At 38.9% G+C, this 13,506-nt stretch carries 12 protein-coding genes, 10 tRNA genes, 1 rRNA gene and 2 pseudogenes; 4 read left to right on the top strand and 21 right to left on the bottom strand.

Annotated features, from left to right (window positions below):
* Positions 1–267: 267 nt before the first annotated feature.
* Entirely contained in the window at positions 268–1,647 is a 1,380-nt protein-coding gene (locus tag SAZ04_RS20685) for a Glu/Leu/Phe/Val family dehydrogenase (RefSeq protein ID WP_332699070.1), read from the bottom strand.
* A gap of 301 nt (positions 1,648–1,948) precedes the next feature.
* Here SAZ04_RS20685 and SAZ04_RS20680 point away from each other — a divergent pair, with 301 nt between their 5' ends.
* A complete protein-coding gene (locus SAZ04_RS20680; protein WP_332699068.1) occupies positions 1,949–2,326 on the top strand; it encodes an SET domain-containing protein in 378 nt (125 codons plus the stop codon).
* Between the two features lie 50 nt (positions 2,327–2,376).
* Here SAZ04_RS20680 and SAZ04_RS20675 read toward each other — a convergent pair whose 3' ends face one another.
* On the bottom strand, positions 2,377–2,643 hold the full coding sequence (locus SAZ04_RS20675) for a twin-arginine translocase subunit TatC (protein WP_332699065.1): 267 nt from the start codon (positions 2,641–2,643) through the stop codon (positions 2,377–2,379).
* A 115-nt stretch (positions 2,644–2,758) separates the two neighbouring features.
* On the opposite strand from SAZ04_RS20675, the gene SAZ04_RS20670 reads away from it, so the two are divergent.
* Entirely contained in the window at positions 2,759–3,766 is a 1,008-nt protein-coding gene (locus tag SAZ04_RS20670; protein ID WP_332699062.1) for a DUF3231 family protein, read from the top strand.
* 397 nt (positions 3,767–4,163) lie between these two features.
* Here SAZ04_RS20670 and SAZ04_RS20665 read toward each other — a convergent pair.
* The 7 genes and pseudogenes from SAZ04_RS20665 to sigW all read right to left on the bottom strand — a co-directional run.
* Positions 4,164–4,274: pseudogene (locus SAZ04_RS20665) on the bottom strand (heteromeric transposase endonuclease subunit TnsA); the annotation flags it as partial.
* A gap of 132 nt (positions 4,275–4,406) precedes the next feature.
* The gene (glmS, locus tag SAZ04_RS20660) at positions 4,407–6,209 is read right to left on the bottom strand and encodes a glutamine--fructose-6-phosphate transaminase (isomerizing) (protein ID WP_332699059.1); all 1,803 of its coding nucleotides are present in this window, start codon (positions 6,207–6,209) and stop codon (positions 4,407–4,409) included.
* Between the two features lie 404 nt (positions 6,210–6,613).
* Positions 6,614–7,960 (bottom strand): phosphoglucosamine mutase, encoded by a 1,347-nt coding sequence (gene glmM / locus SAZ04_RS20655; RefSeq protein ID WP_332699056.1) that lies wholly within the window; start codon positions 7,958–7,960, stop codon positions 6,614–6,616.
* Between the two features lie 27 nt (positions 7,961–7,987).
* On the bottom strand, positions 7,988–9,226 hold the full coding sequence (locus SAZ04_RS20650) for a CdaR family protein (protein ID WP_332699053.1): 1,239 nt from the start codon (positions 9,224–9,226) through the stop codon (positions 7,988–7,990).
* A complete protein-coding gene (gene cdaA, locus SAZ04_RS20645) occupies positions 9,219–10,043 on the bottom strand; it encodes a diadenylate cyclase CdaA (RefSeq protein WP_332699050.1) in 825 nt (274 codons plus the stop codon). Before cdaA ends, SAZ04_RS20650 begins: the two co-directional genes overlap by 8 nt.
* Positions 10,044–10,169: 126 nt before the next feature.
* Complete coding sequence (rsiW, locus tag SAZ04_RS20640; protein ID WP_332699047.1) at positions 10,170–10,805, bottom strand: anti-sigma-W factor RsiW; 636 nt, start codon at positions 10,803–10,805, stop codon at positions 10,170–10,172.
* Positions 10,806–10,820: 15 nt separating this feature from the next.
* Complete coding sequence (gene sigW, locus SAZ04_RS20635; protein WP_332699043.1) at positions 10,821–11,384, bottom strand: RNA polymerase sigma factor SigW; 564 nt, start codon at positions 11,382–11,384, stop codon at positions 10,821–10,823.
* 224 nt (positions 11,385–11,608) lie between these two features.
* On the opposite strand from sigW, the gene SAZ04_RS20630 reads away from it, so the two are divergent.
* Positions 11,609–11,782 (top strand): aspartyl-phosphate phosphatase Spo0E family protein, encoded by a 174-nt coding sequence (locus SAZ04_RS20630; RefSeq protein ID WP_332699041.1) that lies wholly within the window; start codon positions 11,609–11,611, stop codon positions 11,780–11,782.
* A gap of 56 nt (positions 11,783–11,838) precedes the next feature.
* On the opposite strand, the gene SAZ04_RS20625 is transcribed toward SAZ04_RS20630, so the two are convergent.
* From SAZ04_RS20625 to SAZ04_RS20590, 8 genes are all read right to left on the bottom strand, one after another.
* Positions 11,839–11,914, bottom strand: a tRNA-Ala gene (locus tag SAZ04_RS20625).
* A gap of 8 nt (positions 11,915–11,922) precedes the next feature.
* A tRNA-Gly gene (locus tag SAZ04_RS20620) sits at positions 11,923–11,997 on the bottom strand.
* A 21-nt stretch (positions 11,998–12,018) separates the two neighbouring features.
* A tRNA-Lys gene (locus SAZ04_RS20615) sits at positions 12,019–12,091 on the bottom strand.
* A gap of 6 nt (positions 12,092–12,097) precedes the next feature.
* Positions 12,098–12,172: transfer RNA gene (locus tag SAZ04_RS20610), tRNA-Gln, on the bottom strand.
* A 5-nt stretch (positions 12,173–12,177) separates the two neighbouring features.
* A tRNA-Tyr gene (locus tag SAZ04_RS20605) sits at positions 12,178–12,262 on the bottom strand.
* 16 nt (positions 12,263–12,278) lie between these two features.
* Positions 12,279–12,351: transfer RNA gene (locus SAZ04_RS20600), tRNA-Thr, on the bottom strand.
* 3 nt (positions 12,352–12,354) lie between these two features.
* Positions 12,355–12,430 (bottom strand) — tRNA-Val (locus tag SAZ04_RS20595).
* Positions 12,431–12,455: 25 nt separating this feature from the next.
* Positions 12,456–12,530, bottom strand: a tRNA-Glu gene (locus SAZ04_RS20590).
* A 144-nt stretch (positions 12,531–12,674) separates the two neighbouring features.
* On the opposite strand from SAZ04_RS20590, the gene SAZ04_RS20585 reads away from it, so the two are divergent.
* Positions 12,675–12,854 (top strand): hypothetical protein, encoded by a 180-nt coding sequence (locus SAZ04_RS20585; protein WP_332699038.1) that lies wholly within the window; start codon positions 12,675–12,677, stop codon positions 12,852–12,854.
* Positions 12,855–13,037: 183 nt separating this feature from the next.
* Here SAZ04_RS20585 and SAZ04_RS20580 read toward each other — a convergent pair.
* From SAZ04_RS20580 to rrf, 4 genes and pseudogenes are all read right to left on the bottom strand, one after another.
* Positions 13,038–13,169: pseudogene (locus SAZ04_RS20580) on the bottom strand (AraC family transcriptional regulator); the annotation flags it as partial.
* 64 nt (positions 13,170–13,233) lie between these two features.
* Positions 13,234–13,309, bottom strand: a tRNA-Thr gene (locus SAZ04_RS20575).
* Between the two features lie 6 nt (positions 13,310–13,315).
* Positions 13,316–13,390, bottom strand: a tRNA-Asn gene (locus SAZ04_RS20570).
* 7 nt (positions 13,391–13,397) lie between these two features.
* Positions 13,398–13,506 (bottom strand): 5S ribosomal RNA (gene rrf / locus SAZ04_RS20565); the annotation flags it as partial.

Raw genomic sequence — 13,506 nt, 5'->3', positions numbered from 1 at the left:
ATTTATTGGATTTTAGAAAGAAAGATAAAGGCATAAGAGAAACCCCACTTGAAAAAGTGGGGTTTCTCAACAATCTGCCCACTTGAAAAAGTGGGGTTTCTCAACAATCTGAAGAATGACCACATACATGGTCATTCTTAATAGCGTATCCAAAAAATCGTAAAATGGCTCCGCATGCTAAAAACTCAGTAGCAGTTAATACTGAATCTAAAACAAAAACAATATGCCGTTACCTCAGGCTAAAAGGATTGCTTACAATCTACAGGTTCAATATAACTTTCCTTGACGATATAGAACAGTGGACAATTTCATAACGGAATGAATATAACAGTTTTGACGTAATGGAAAAGGGTCTCCAAAATATTGCGGAAGGATGTTATCCATTGTTGCTTTCATCTTATCGACTAAAAGTTTGAATACTTCTTCCTCAGTATAAAATTGAGTTTCACGCCCTTGAAGCCATTCAAAATATGACACGATTACCCCGCCCGCATTGGCAAGAATATCAGGGATAATAATGACACCCTGATCACTCAAATAGTTATCTGCTTCACCCGTAACTGGCGCATTCGCTCCTTCGACAATAATCCGGGCTTTAATTTGCTCCATATTCTCCTGATGAATTTGATCTTCTAATGCCGCTAAGATTAACACATCTACATCAAGGACTAGAACTTTATCTCTTTCATGAATGGCTGCTTTAATTCCAGCTTCGGATAACTGTTCATCAGTAGTTGGGAGATCTCCTCGATTTTTGGATGTGAAATCAATTAAAGCTGGAATATCTAAGCCTTCAGAATTATAAAGCATGACATTACGGTCACTTACAGAAACTACTTTATTCTGTAAAAGAGCACATTGATGAGCTTCAAGTGCCGCAATTGAACCGACATTTCCAAAGCCTTGGACTGCAATTGTCAGCGGACGATTTTTATAACCTAATACTGTTTTAGCAAATTTATTTCCTGAATTTGAAAGAAAGGTATGCTGTTCCTTTAAGAAATCATGGAGTATGTACCGGAATGAAAAATAGACTCCCTTACCAGTAGCTTCTCTTCTTCCTAAAGAACCACCGTTTATGATACTTTTCCCAGTGAAACTTCCTCTATACGGTTCACCTGGACGAATGCTTTTGTACTCAGCCATCATCCAATCCATTTCACGATCACTAGAACCCATATCCGGTGCAGGAATATCTTTATCTGGACCCAAAACATCGCTAAAGTAATGCACGTACTTTTGACAAATTAAATTTAACTCTTTGACTGAGCGTTCCCTTGGATTTATGATTATGCCACCTTTCCCACCACCAAATGGAACATCATGAAGGGCATTCTTCAGCGTCATTAATGCAGCAAGGTTGACAACTTCTTCCTCATTAACTGATTCATGAAATCGAATTCCTCCTTTATATGGGCCAAGTGTGTTATTATGTTGCACTCGAAAAGCAGGAATTCGAACAACCTTGCCATTTTCCAAAGAAATTCGCAAAAATGATTTATGTACTTTGTTTGGTGTAGAAAGGATAGCAGCTAACGAAGTAAAAGCTTGTTCTCTTGATCCCTTCTGTAAATCCGGTAAAAAGGAAGAATCTTCCAACAAAGCATTTAATGAGTCTTGTACGATCGATACGGTTTGACTTGCCATAAAACAAAAACCTCCCAATAAATTAATTTTGTCACTTAATTGAATTATTGCGATTACAATTTTTTGAAAATTGCACACCTTTTTGCCGTTATTACAATTTTTACCCTTTCCCCTTAGAAACAAACACTGTGAAGCAAAATAAACGATTCAATACATTATGAATATGGAATCAAATTCAAACTATTTACATGACTAAAAAATTCTTATATTGTTGAAACTTATTGATGGTTGTCTGTTGTTCACCATGTTATAGTCAGATGAAACTAAAAAGATAAATAAGAAGAATGTGTAGGTGACGAACATGATTGAGATAAAGATTTCTAGGATTAGTGAAGGGGAATTCAATAGAGGGGTATTCGCAACATGTGATATAAAAAAAGGCGAACTATTCCATGAAGCACCTGTTGTTCCTTACCCCAATGAGCAACATGAGTTCATTGAACAAACGGTACTAGCTGATTATGTGTATGAGTATGGGATCAATCACACTGCGGTCGTCTTAGGATATGGAATGCTGTTTAACCATTCGTATGAGCCTAATGCGACGTATGATATTAATTTTGATAATCATACGTTTGACTACTATGCTTATAAAGATATAAAAGCAGGAGAAGAGATCGTGATCAACTATAATGGCGATGTTGATGACAAAGATCCCCTGTGGTTTAATAAGGACTGACATAGAGTCGTCTTTTTTGTTGCGCCTATTTAATTACAGAGAAAGAAACTTCAGTTTTTCAGTGGCTCCGTATTAATCGGAGTTATTTTTTTTCGATTAATAATTCTTGATAGTGTAATGCTCACTTCAGACTTCATATCAGGAGAAACGTATTTCCAAATTTGATAGGCAATTAAAGGAATTGATAAAGTGAGAGCTACAACTGCTGAAATCATCATATATGCCCATATAACATCGACTGGACTAAGAATGGTCAATTTATGATCGATATCTTTTATTAGAAACTCATAAATGCCCTTCACATAGATAAAAGACAAAATAAAAAATGCGTTACTAAACTATGCATTCAACACAAGGAATAAATTTCAAAAAAAGAGTAGAAGATAACAATACCAACATTCAATAATGGTTGTATATAAGGAGTGGTAGTAGATGGCAGCAGAGCATCAAACCAGATTAACATCTTCAGAAATTGCAGCACTTTGGAGTAGTTGCCAAAACAATAGCATGTCGATATGTATTTTTAAGTATTTTTTAGAAAATGTTGATGATGCAGACATTAAATCAATTATAAAGTACGCACTCAATATTTCGGAAAATAACCTTAGCCAATCAAGAAGTATTCTTAAGAACAGCAAACAATCTATACCAGTTGGGTTTTCAGATGAGGATGTGAGCCCTACTGCTCCACGCCTTTATTCGGATGCCTATTACCTATACTATCTTAAAAATATGGCAAAGGTAGGGTTATCCGTTTACGGTGTGGTCCTGGCAACTTCTGCAAAATCAAGTGTCCGTGATTTTTTAAGTCAAGCGATACAATCATCAATAGATTTGTACAATAAGACAGCAAGTCTTTTATTATCGAAAGGATTATTTGTAAGTCCGCCTTATGTTTCAACCCCTGATGCTGTTGATTTTATTGACAAAAAGAATTATAAAGGTGGTCTATTAAGTATGAACCTTAGACCAGTAAATGTTGTTGAAATTACACATATTTATGCCAATATGGAAACAAATATAGTCGGACAAACTTTTTTAGTCGGGCTTGCTAAAGTCGCAAAGTCTCAAAACGTACGTGAATATTGCTCTAGAGGAAAAGAGATAGCAAAAAAACATGTGAAACTGTTTTCCACCATTTTAACTGACGATGATATTCCTGCACCCATGCCATCGGACCTTGAAGTCTCGGAATCTACAGTGACACCTTTTTCAGATAAACTAATTATGTTCCATTCTTCCTTGTTAATATCATCGAGTATTTCGAACTATGCAACAGCTTCTGCAGCTAGTTTAAGAACAGATATAAACACAACGTACATTCGCTTAGCAACAGAAATCGCAAAGTACGCTAATGATGGTGTGAACATAATGATTGATAACAACTGGTTAGAAGAACCACCTCAATCAGTCAATCGAGAGAAATTATCTAAACTGTAATCTGTGTTGAATAAATGGAAACCGAAAAAATTACTATGGAGCATAGCACTACCAAGGTTTGCTCAATTTTTAAATGGAAAATCACTTTTTAATCATTCAACTTAAAAAGGAGACAGCTTAAGTGAGCCATCTCCTTTCCATTTATATCAGTACCCGACTTTGTTATTTGTAGCTTTGAAATATATTAATCTTTAATAAGGGGCCTCGCCAACAATTAGGAAATTTTGTACGCTAAGATATTCCCAATGATTGTAGTCTTAATCAATGGAGTTTTGGTGCTATGAATTACACCGTTTTTGATTTTCATAAAAACACCTCTAAATTTCAAATTGTAAAAAAGAATATTTCTTCTAATAATTCTTTAATATACTCTAAAACGATAGTATAAACCTTCTAATGAAGATACACCTTGAATCTTCAACCAAGGTTTGTAATCTGCTCCAATACCCGAGCCTCGACCTTCTTTAATCCACTTTTCAATTTCTGATGTTCTTTTCCTTTTGGACATAAAAAAACAGCCCTTTAGATAATTTTATCTAAAGGGTGAAACGGTGAAACTTTTTTATACACAGTTTAATCTTTTTTATAAACGGTTGAACTTTATTTCAAATCAACATCAATAGTTTGTAAGTTGTTTCCTCTACTCAACCGTCACACTCTTCGCCAAGTTACGTGGCTTATCAACATCACAATCACGATGCAATGCTGCATAGTAGGAGATCAGTTGTAGTGGAATAACCGTTGCTAGTGATGTTAAGTGCTCATGAACCTTTGGAATGACAAACGCATCCCCGTCATGTTCTAACCCTTCCATACTAATAATGCATGGGTATGCGCCGCGGGCTGCTACTTCTTTTACATTTCCGCGGATACTTAAGTTGACATGTTCTTGTGTGGCAATCGCAATAACTGGAGTGCCTTCTTCAATAAGAGCAATCGTCCCGTGCTTCAACTCGCCACCTGCAAAGCCTTCTGCTTGGATGTACGAGATTTCTTTTAACTTTAGAGCACCTTCTAAGCAAACGAAATAATCAGCTGCACGACCAATGAAGAAGCAATTTCTTGTTACGGATAAATAATCTCGAGCAATTTGCTCTAATTTTTCTTTTTGATCACACAGTGTTTCCATCGCACTTGCAACAATTCCTAACTCTTGAATCGGATCAAAGTCAAGCTTAATGCCTTTTGCATTTGCTGTGTCAACAGCAAGCAAAGTTAAGACAGCCATTTGAGCTGTGTAAGCTTTCGTTGATGCAACAGCAATCTCAGGACCCGCATACGTGTGTAATGTAAAGTCGGCCTCACGAGAAAGAGTTGAGCCAGGTACGTTCGTAATCGTTAGTGCTTTGAAGCCTTTCTCCTTCACGTCTACTAAAACGCCGCGAAGATCGGCTGTTTCACCACTTTGTGAGATAAAGATAAAGAGTGGGTTTTCGGATAAAAGTGGTCTATTGTATAAAAACTCGCTCGCAATATGCACTTCAACAGGACGCTGTGCGATTTTTTCAATCAGTTGCTTTCCAACTAAACCAGCATGGTAGCTCGTTCCTGCTGCAATGATATAAATACGATCAGACGATTTCATCGCGCTCCGAATGTTTTCATCAAGGCGAACGGTGCCATCCGCATTTTGATACTTTTGAATGATGTTACGAATGACAAAAGGCTGCTCGTCAATTTCTTTCAGCATGAAATGAGGATATGTTCCTTTTTCAATGTCACTCGCATCAAGTTCAGCCGTATAAGATGAACGTGACATAACCGTACCGTCTAACTTCTTAATCGTCACATCATCACGTGAAACAAGAACAAGTTCTTGGTCCATAATTTCAACAAATTGATTGGTCACTTGTAGCATCGCCATCGCATCGGACGCAATGACATTGACGCCTTCGCCAACACCAATTAAAAGTGGGCTTTTGTTTTTCCCAACATAGACCACTTCTACATTTTGTTTATCAAGAAGAGCTAGTGCATACGAACCTTTTAATAAAGATAATGTATGACTAAACGCTTCTTCAACTGTTTGACCACCTGTCACAAAACGATCAATGAGTTGAACGATGATTTCTGTATCTGTTTCACTTTGAAGTGTAATATCTGGCAAATATTCGCTTTTCAACTGCTCATAATTCTCAATGACCCCGTTATGGACAAGCGTAAATCTTGCTGTTTCACTTTGATGTGGATGAGCATTGATGCGACTTGGCACACCGTGAGTTGCCCAGCGAGTATGACCAATTCCGACCGTACTATCAACAGTATTATCGACCACTTTACGAAGAGATGCAATGCGTCCTTTTTCCTTGAATACGTGAACTCCTTCTGCATTGGCAATTGCGATACCTGCTGAATCATAGCCACGGTATTCTAGTTTCTCTAAGCCACGTAATAAAATTTCTTTCGCATCTTTTATTCCAATATATCCTACAATTCCGCACATAAAATAAAGTACCTCCCAGAATCGGGGGCAAGTAACCTAAGGGACAAACTTGCCCCCACTCTTATTTTTTAGAAGGCATGCTTACTTCTGTCTTTGTGCAAAGAGTTGCCTCTTTGTTTTTTACAGAAGTCTAACGGTTGTCATGCTTACAACCGGAGGGCATCCGCCGAACACTCGATACTCCCTCTCCTCGTCAACTATACAGGCGTATAGTTCAGGCGCTTTTAGTATTATATTCCTGTCGATCCTCCTTTCTATTATTGACTCGCTTCATCATACCTCAGCCAAAAGCGAACGTCAATTACAACTACAGATTTCACAAATTGTTTGAGAGTTGGTTTACACTCTATATAAAAAAATATGCATAAGTAGCATGTCACGTGCTACTTATGCATATGTAAGATTTATTCGTTTAAACCCATTTCTTCTTTTACAACAGCGACAATTGAATCAACATATCGTTCACAAAGTTCTATTGTTTTTGCTTCAATCATCACTCTTACAAGAGGTTCTGTTCCTGATGGGCGTACAAGGACACGGCCTTCTCCGACCATTTGTGCTTCAACTTGTTCAATCACTTCACGAACTCGCGCATTGTCTGTAACCGCATTTTTATCGGTCACACGTACATTCACTAACCTTTGTGGAAATGTTTGCATTTCTGAAGCTAACTTCGATAATGGCTTATTCGTCGCTTTCATAATATTGACTAGTTGAAGCGCAGATAATACTCCGTCACCTGTTGTAATATGATCAAGGAAGATAATATGCCCTGATTGCTCTCCACCAAGATTATATCCACCTTTTCTCATTTCTTCCATTACATACCGATCGCCTACTGCAGTCTGTTTGGTTTCAATTCCTATTTCTTCAAGTCCCTTATAGAAACCAAGGTTACTCATTACCGTTGACACAACCGTTCCATGTTTAAGCCAACCTTGTTCTTTCATGTATTTCGCACAAATAAACATAATTTTGTCGCCATCGACAATCTCTCCATTTTCATCAATGGCAATCAAACGATCGGCATCTCCATCAAATGCCAGACCAATTTGTGCTCCTTTTTCAAGAACAAAAGACGCTAACGCCTCTGGGTGAGTAGACCCACATTGCTCGTTAATATTCACCCCATTTGGAGCTGTTCCCATTGTTGAAATATCAGCTTCCAAGTCAGCAAAAAGATGTGGCGCGAGTGAAGAAGCTGCTCCATGCGCACAGTCTAGAGCAATATGGATCCCTGAAAAATCTTCTTGAACTGTCTGCTTTAAAAATTGTAAATACTTTTGAACTCCTTCAAAGTAATCATTTAGTTGACCAAGTGCACCACCGGTTGGTCTTGGCAACTCGTCTTCGCTATCGAGAAGTCGTTCGATTTCCTCTTCTTGTTTATCCAATAATTTAAACCCATCTGGTCCAAAAAATTTGATCCCATTATCAGGAACTGGATTATGCGATGCTGAGATCATCACTCCTGCATTTGCACTTAGCGCCTTTGTTAAAAAAGCAACACCAGGCGTTGAAATTACACCTAATCGCATAACTTCTGCCCCAATCGACAGCAGACCAGCTACAAGAGCACTTTCAAGCATTTCGCCGGAAATGCGCGTATCACGTCCGATAATGACTCGAGGCTTTTCCGTATCCTTTGTTAATACATACCCACCTATTCTACCAAGTTTAAAAGCAAGCTCTGGGGTAAGCTCTGTATTGGCCACCCCTCGTACACCATCAGTACCAAAATAATTACCCATTATTCATTCTCTCCTTCAAACAAATCATCACTCAGATCGCGATGTAATCTCAATTGGAATTGTATTTTCAACTGAACTAAAGCTAATATTGGGAGGTCCATTAATTTGTACCTCTACTTCATATTCACCTGTTGATAAATCACTCACATCGACAAATACTTGTATATCGGATAACGTCAACTTCTCTAATGATTCTTCTGACCCTCTTGCCGTTATCGTTACGACTCTTGTTTCACTGCCATTATACGTGACACCTTCGCCCTCACGTCCACCTATAATATCTACAGGTATATCAGTAAATTCTTTTGTTTCTTCTGTACTAATCGTAACGGTAACGGTAACCTCTTCAGGCGATACTCGCTCCACACCTGGAGGTACTGGAATCGTCATTTCAAATGTTTGACTTTCCGTTAATTCGCTAAGGTCTAGTTCACCAACTTCAACCACATTCATTCGATCAATGATATCCGTTGGACCATAAATGGTTACTTCTTCCGGCTCAATTTGCACCTCATTAATACTAACTTCTTCTGGTAGTTCACCTGTTCGTGTGACCTTTGTTGGTACCGAGCGATTCGGACTTGTAATAGGTAATTTCACATCCACTACTTGAGGCTCCATTGATAAAGCTAATTCATTCCCATCTTCGTCGTACAATTTAACAGGTGCTGTTTCTTCAATCGTTTTATCAGCCCCCGCTACATCAACATACGCTTTCGCCACACTTACATCTGCTACTAAGCTTCTTGCAGCAGTCACATCAACATTGATTGGAGTGACAATAGGGGTCCCAACCGAATAGCCTTCTTCTACTTCACCAGAATTGATAATATCTACTTGTACCGGAAAGGAAACGGTTTGTTTTTCCTGGAGCTCAACCCGAGCATATTGTGGAACAATAGACACAGACAAATCACTTGGGAAATTGCGGTGCTGCACACTTAATGTGTGGACACCTTCCCCTCGTTCTCTAACATCAACAAACACTTCATAAGAAGGTCTTGTTAGTTGAAACAATGTAAGCGAGCTCTGTGGTCCTTTCAAATTCACCTGAACATGTTCTGTTTTATCCGTAACTTCATAGTTTTCTTCATCGTACAAAACGGTCAGTTCTACATCTTCGAGCGTATATGACGCAGACGTTATCGCTGGTAGCACACCAGGTTGTGTCGTCATATTATCAATATTTACCATCGTAAAAAGCATTAACGCAATAAAAAAGGAGATTATTTTCACAAACCAATGGCTGTTAAACAGTTTATCCATTTTTCTTCCCTCCCCACTGCCAACGTGAAGTGGTCGTTTGCTTCGTTTCGATAAGAAGTTCTCGCTCTAATAAACTACGTAACGTTTCTTCATCAAGCTCTCTATGTAGCTCACCATTTTTCGTTAAAGAAATACTTCCAGTTTCTTCCGACACGATAATGGTAATCGAATCGGTTACTTCACTTACCCCTAAAGCAGCACGATGTCTTGTCCCTAATTCCTTTGAGATAAACGGATTTTCAGATAGAGGCAAATAACATGCAGCCGCTAAGATTGTATTTTCCTTCAAGATAACTGCTCCATCGTGAAGCGGAGTATTCGGAATGAATGTATTAATGAGCAACTCAGACGTTAAATTTGCATTCATCTGAATTCCTGTTTCAACATAATCGGTCATCCCCGTTTCTCTTTCTAAAGACATGAGCGCGCCAATTCGACGCTTCCCCATATAGGTGGAAGCCTTGACTATTGCTTCAACTGACTTTTTAACAGAATCATCTTGAGGAACGGTCCTACTCGTGAATAATCTCCCTCTCCCTAGTTGCTCTAGCGCTCTCCTAAGTTCAGGTTGAAAAATAATAATAATCGCAAGTAGCCCGTACGTTATCGTCTGGTTCATTAGAAATTCAAGCGTTCTAAGCCCTAAAAACCGACTCAAAAACCATACAGCTAAAATGACAGTAATCCCTTTTACTAACTGTACAGCTCTCGTTCCTCTTATAATCATAATCGCCTTATACACAACATAGGTTACAAGCAATATATCTATAATTTGGCCGACATAATTAAGTAGCTGAAACTCTTCTAAAGAAAACATGGCTCTTCCTCCAAACCATTAACATGCATCGATCACGAATCCTTATAGTACCAATTCGCTTTTCACTTGTCCCATTATAACATAGTCTGTTAACAAAATTGAAATATACAATGATAGAGGGCTCTACTAATTCGAGCCCTCTTTGTCAGTAATCAATATAACCTCTTTAAAAAAGCGTTTCGTATGGTACCAAACCCAACCTAGTGCTTGATCCACCTCATGAATTTCACCAGATACATGCCCTACTGATGCGTAGTATGATTCACTATTCACAAGTAATACATTCCCTTGAACTTCACCATCTATTTGCAGTTGTCCATTTCGAACAACTAAATCACCTTTAATTACTTCTCCTTCTGGAACAATCACTCTTCCACTCTCTTGATCAATCTGCACCTGACCAGATCCTGTAACAACCACCTGCTCATCGTTTGTGTTCCAAAGAGAGGATACACTTGCCAACATAAGAAAAAAGAATACAGCTACAGAAATAAGCAGCGGATGTTTTCGTGACCATTGTTTCCACTTTGAGACCGGCTTTCGCTCTGGTAGCTTTGCCATGATATTTTCTGTAAAGCCCTCCGGAGCTTCTATATGAGATGAACTTTGCACAAAGGCGATTACTTTCTTTAACTCATGAAGGTGTTGTTTACAAGAAGTACAGGTAGTAAGATGAGTATCTAATTGCCTTTTTTCTTCTATAGTTGCTTCACCATCAACAACTTTTTGGATCAACTCTGCATATTGATGTTCACACTTCATGTTTCACACCCCTTTCTATACATGACGCATCCGCTTTCTAAGTGCTTCTCTTCCGCGATGTATTCTTGTTTTCACAGTAGATGATGGTATATCAAGAATTTCACTTATTTCCTTTATCGATAAGTCTTCCAAATATTTTAAAATAATGGCTGTTCGGTACTTTGGTGGTAGCTGATTGATTTCATGTTGTACCCACTCTTGCATTTCCATTGTCACAACTTGATCCTCCGGGCGTTCTTCATCAGCTGCCAATTGAGACTCAAACGTTAATCCACCTGCTCCTTGAACCTCATCTTGAAGATGAAAATCTGGCTTTTTTTTACGAAGACGATCAATCGCTACGTTCGTTGCAATTCGAAATAACCAAGTCGAAAACTTACGATTGATATCAAATCGATCAATATTTGTATAGGCCCGCAAAAAAGCTTCTTGAGCCACATCTTGTGCTTCATGCATATTCCCAACCATACGGTATGCTACTTGGTACACTTTGTCTTTATAGAGATCGACAATTTCTGAAAATGCCTGTTGATCACCTTTCCTCACTTCCCGAATTAACCTTTTTACAATTGTATCCATTTCCTACCCCTACCTACTTCATTCTGTCTTTTCTTACGTAATAACATTCATTTATGTTTCAACTTCCGATCATTTTATATGTCAATTCCTATCATAACATGAAATAGATGTTTCTCTTTTAGCAAAAAAGGGTATATGATAAGTACCTTTTTTTACCGTTTATCAATCAACTCGAATTATAAATATCCAAACTGAACTAATGTTTCAAGAAAGGTGGAACGAAAATGAAAAAGGATACTCAACTCCTCATCGAAATCGAGCACTATAGGTCTTTATTAAATGACGCAGCTAAAAACACTCCTCTTATCTCAGAGGAAATGATTGATTACAGTCAAAAACTTGATCAACTCTTAAACGAATATGATGATTTAGTATATAAATCTATTATCTACCAATAAAAAGAATCAAAATAAAAAACCATAGATTAGATCTATGGTTTGGATTATTCATATAATGGTGGAGCCTAGCGGGATCGAACCGCTGACCTCCTGCGTGCAAGGCAGGCGCTCTCCCAGCTGAGCTAAGGCCCCAATACATTTGGAGCGGAAGACGAGATTCGAACTCGCGACCCCCACCTTGGCAAGGTGGTGTTCTACCACTGAACTACTTCCGCGTCAATTTAGAAATGAAGAAGTGAGCCATGAAGGACTTGAACCTTCGACCCTCTGATTAAAAGTCAGATGCTCTACCAACTGAGCTAATGGCTCAAAAAATGGCTGGGCTAGCAGGATTCGAACCTACGCATGACGGAATCAAAATCCGTTGCCTTACCGCTTGGCGATAGCCCAATAAATGGTGGAGGGGGACGGATTCGAACCGCCGAACCCGGAGGGAGCGGATTTACAGTCCGCCGCGTTTAGCCACTTCGCTACCCCTCCACTATAAAATAAACGATGCCGGCCAGAGGACTTGAACCCCCAACCTACTGATTACAAGTCAGTTGCTCTACCAATTGAGCTAGGCCGGCATATGGTGGAGGATGACGGGATCGAACCGCCGACCCCCTGCTTGTAAGGCAGGTGCTCTCCCAGCTGAGCTAATCCTCCAAAATATAATATCCTAGTCTTTAAATGGTGACCCGTACGGGATTCGAACCCGTGTTACCGCCGTGAAAGGGCGGTGTCTTAACCGCTTGACCAACGGGCCATTTCTTACTGACAAAAAATATTATATCTAAAAATAAAATGAATGGCAAGTATTTTTAATAAAAAAATAAATTTAAATTTAACTATTGAAAACACGAACATATATTCGTTATAATGAATGAAAAAAGGTTGGGGTGTTGACATAATGAACAATCACAGTCCTTATTACTCCCGTGAAGAATTACTTACGCTGCTAGACTATGTGCAACATAAAGCAAAAGAAGAAACCAAGATGCAAGTGGCTGAATGTATGCTCGATTATGGAATTGATATTAAGCTTGTCGGTACGATAACAGGACTAACGACTAATCAGTTAAAGAGATAATGGTTGAGTCGTACAAAGCTTAGATGCATAGTTTTTTATTGATTGAAAACAATTTGTGACGGTTGATATTAGGCGAATTCCCCTTTTATAGCTTACAAATTGCATTTTACTGCCTTAGATCTAACACTGCTTTTGTCGTTAACGAAGCCACCGAGCTGCCGAAACAGCTCGGTGGCTTCTCCGTTACTTTTTCAAAACCTGTATCCATATCTCACTTTTGAATTCTGATGAGGTTATATCTCTATCCTCATTCCACAAGATTTCTGGCTTGTCTATTTGTTCATATATTGAAGATGGAAACCATTCGGAGTAAATGTTTTACAGACAACACAAAAACGCCTCTCCATCTCTAAAAAGGCGCGTTATATATGTATTCTTCTGGAGCTTCCAAGCGGATTTGAACCGCTGACCCCTACCTTACCATGGTAGTGCTCTACCGGCTGAGCTATGGAAGCAAAAAATGGCTCCACAGGTAGGACTCGAACCTACGACCGATCGGTTAACAGCCGATTGCTCTACCACTGAGCTACTGTGGAACGGTTTGCCTGGCAACGTCCTACTCTCACAGGGGGAAACCCCCAACTACCATCGGCGCAAAAGAGCTTAACGACCGTGTTCGGCATGGGAACGGGTGTGACCTCTTTGCTATCGC

Origin of the sequence: Halalkalibacter lacteus (assembly GCF_036663595.1) — a bacterium.
In the GTDB taxonomy this organism is placed as follows: Bacteria; Bacillota; Bacilli; order Bacillales; family Bacillaceae_D; genus Halalkalibacter; species Halalkalibacter lacteus.
This window is presented reverse-complemented; position numbering and strand designations above follow the sequence as displayed.